The organism is Gemmatimonas sp. (genome assembly GCF_046594945.1).
GTDB lineage: Bacteria > Gemmatimonadota > Gemmatimonadetes > Gemmatimonadales > Gemmatimonadaceae > Gemmatimonas.
In genome coordinates this window covers 1-2,943 of the sequence record NZ_JBKJRB010000017.1, presented here as the reverse complement: position 1 = coordinate 2,943, position 2,943 = coordinate 1, and the positions used below count along the sequence as shown (strand labels likewise).

Here is a 2,943-nt window from a genome sequence, read left to right as displayed (position 1 = left end):
CATGCGCATCACGATGGCCTCTCGTGCGACATCGATCACGAACACGCAGAGGAACATGCCGTGCACATGAATCACTGCAAGGTGCTCGCGTCCGTCGATCTCTGCGACGAGCCGCGCCGCATCCTCGTCTCCACGCGCGTCGATGAGCCAGTGGACGTTGGCCATCGCCTGCTCCGAGCGGTCTACGGTCACGCCGAACGATCGCGCGATCTGCTCGTCGACCTGCACGCTCCATTCGTCGAGCGGAAGGGTGGGATCGCCCCCGTGCCGAGCGAGGAGCCCGTCCAGCGCCTCGCGCGCGGCGAAGAACGTCCGCTCCACGCTCGCATGGTAGAGCGCGACCAGGCGGTCACGATCTATTCGGTGCTGGATCGAGGCGAGCAGGGCCGCACGTTCAGTGGCGTCTTCGCTCGACAGGTCGTTCGTGCTGATCGCCCCGAGACGTTTGCCGGCCTCCTCGAGACTTCCGTTCGCGACCGCTTCGCGCGCGGCGAGTAGCGCTGCCTGCGCGCGGCGAGAACGCTCGTCTCGCTGCTCCTCCTCGAGCCCTGCGAGGAAGTGGCGAGCCTCCGGGAACAGCGAGAGAAGACCCGCGTGCGGAAGGATGCCGGATGCTGCGGCTTGATCGTCCATTGCCCTCTCCAGCGCGAGCACCGCAGCCGCCGCCGGTTTGACGCCTGCGCCACGTGCGACGAGAGCCTCCGCGCGTGAAATCAGCTGGCTCGGGATCTCCCGTCGCACCTCCTCGCGCGTCGCAGCGTCGAGCGCGAAGTACGCAGCGAGCCCTGCCTCATCGATTACCGACGACAAGCGAGCGATCGTCTGGCGCGCGCGAGCGTGACGTTCCCGCGCAGAGATCTGGCGGTCGATCGCCACGAGCCGCTCCTCGATCGACGGCCGATCGTCCGCGTGGGCGAGCGACGCGCGCAGACACATTCTAGCGAGATCGAGATCCCCCGACTCGATCGCCTGCTCTGCGCGCGCCAACGAGGTGGCCGCCAGCGTCTTGCCGATCGTGTGTTCGGCATCACGCGCAATCCGTCGCGCGACTTCGCTCTCGGGTATCTGCTCCAGGAGTGCGCGCGCTGCGGCAAGCGACGCCTCGGGAGTCTCATCTTTCACCTTCGATTGAAGCGCAGCCTCCGCGACGCCACGGACCTGCTCTCGGCGCTTACGCAGGTCCGCGCGGATGGCGTTAACCGCATCTATGACCAAACCAGCGTCGATCGCATCAATCGCGCGGGCGGCGTCGTCGAGCCGCCCTTCGGAGAGAGCCGTGCGCGCCGACGCGATGCCGAGCTGCGCGCGGACCCTCGGATTGCGTTGCGTGCACTTGCCGAGTGTGAGGGAGAGCGCTTCCTGATCGAGGCCCAACTGGTCGACCAGGAGCTCGCTGAGCAGAGCGGCGGCTTCCACGTCATCGCGATCGTCAGCCAGCGCCGCCATGAGGATCACGCGAGCGCCGTCGAGGTCGTACTCCTCGATCGCCGCGCGCGCCTCTCCGACGCGATCGAGCGGCGTCTCGCGGCGCTGGTCCCCGCGCCCCCGCGGTTCTGGTCGCGGCTCCTCGACCGCAGGTGCTTCCAGCTCGAGCGCGGCGCGCACGAAGGCACGCGCCTCGTCGTCCAGCGCGTCGATCACCGCGTGTGTGCCCGGACCATCGGCGCTTCCGGCACGGAGGAGTACGACCCCTGCGTCCCTCTCCCGCTCCACCGACAACGAAGGACCATGGTGGTGGATGAGCAACGATTGCAAGAGCGCCTTGCGCGCATAGCGCCGCTCGACCTCGCGACGGGGTAGCCCACGGTCGGTAGGGTTCTCTCCCCGGATGCAGTAGAGGAGAGCATCGAGTGTCGGGCGGGCGCGCCCAGCGATCAGCTCGTCCGAAGTGGGATCCTTTCGCGCCATTCGTGCCGCGATTGTCGCGTGGTTCGGGGCACTACGGAAGGGCGCCGGCCCACGATGTGTCGAGCAGCGAGCCGGACTGCCCAGGCGCGCACGCGCAGGCCACGAAGAGCGCGAGCGCGCACACAGTCCCGACGAGCGCGACTATCGGCCCGAGAATCCAGACCACGGCGATGAAAATCACGAGGCCAAGGGTGGCCCTCAGATAGGTCCTCGGCACCTCGCATGGCGTTGCTCACGCGCGCGGTAACCGTATCGCGATGACACGGCTGGCTACGGGTCGAGCCCTGTCCCCCAACGGTCGATCAACGACGTGAGGTGGCGATCAAGGTCTGAAGCGTCAGCACCGGGCGTCAGAGGGATCGCCCCGACCGTGTCGCCATCGCTCTGATCGAGCGCGGCGTACTCGACGAACACATTGCCGGGGTACAGCACGAATGCCGTCCTCACGTTCGGCAGCGCGTCGCGATACGTGTGCATCTTCTTGATGTCGTCGCGCTTCGAAGAACGTTCATCGTCCTCATCCTCATCATCCGAGGTCTCGACGTCCACGCGAAGCTTCGCGTCGAGCACATGCAGCACCGCATCCGCGCCGGTACCGCACTGAACGACGACGTCGGGGCGGAGCATGACCGATGACGACCGGTACGGCGCCTTGCGCGCCGCACTAAAAGACAGATTGTAGAAAGCGGAGACACCCACCGAGTCCCACGACGCGCGGAACGACCACGGAATTCCGAGTTGAATCGTCGTCGCCTCGGCACGATCCACGTGGTCCGGCGGGCCCAGGAGCTTCTCGAGGGCTGCGACGACCTTGAAGAACGTCCAGAGCTCGTACAGCGTCGCAACGTCCTTCATGCCGAGTAGCTTGTCGAGGGCGCGAGCGTCGATCGGGAGTCGCGCCGCTGCACGTAGTGCCAGGTGATGTCTGAGCACCGCCTTGTAGCTGTGCTTCCGTTGGAGCACGGTCGATCCGATGGGCACGTGTGCCATCGCGCCGACGTCGTTCCACAACGCATGACGAGCGATGGGTCGTAT

General features: G+C 66.7%; 3 protein-coding genes. All 3 read right to left on the bottom strand.

Annotated features, from left to right (window positions below; genetic code table 11):
* The coding region (locus tag ACLL97_RS02380) for a hypothetical protein (RefSeq protein WP_411278873.1) at positions 1–1,908 on the bottom strand (1,908 nt) is incomplete at its 3' end.
* 31 nt (positions 1,909–1,939) lie between these two features.
* A complete protein-coding gene (locus ACLL97_RS02375) occupies positions 1,940–2,089 on the bottom strand; it encodes a hypothetical protein (RefSeq protein ID WP_411278872.1) in 150 nt (49 codons plus the stop codon).
* A gap of 89 nt (positions 2,090–2,178) precedes the next feature.
* Positions 2,179–2,943 (bottom strand): nuclease domain-containing protein (locus ACLL97_RS02370; protein ID WP_411278871.1); only part of this gene is annotated, 765 nt, incomplete at its 5' end.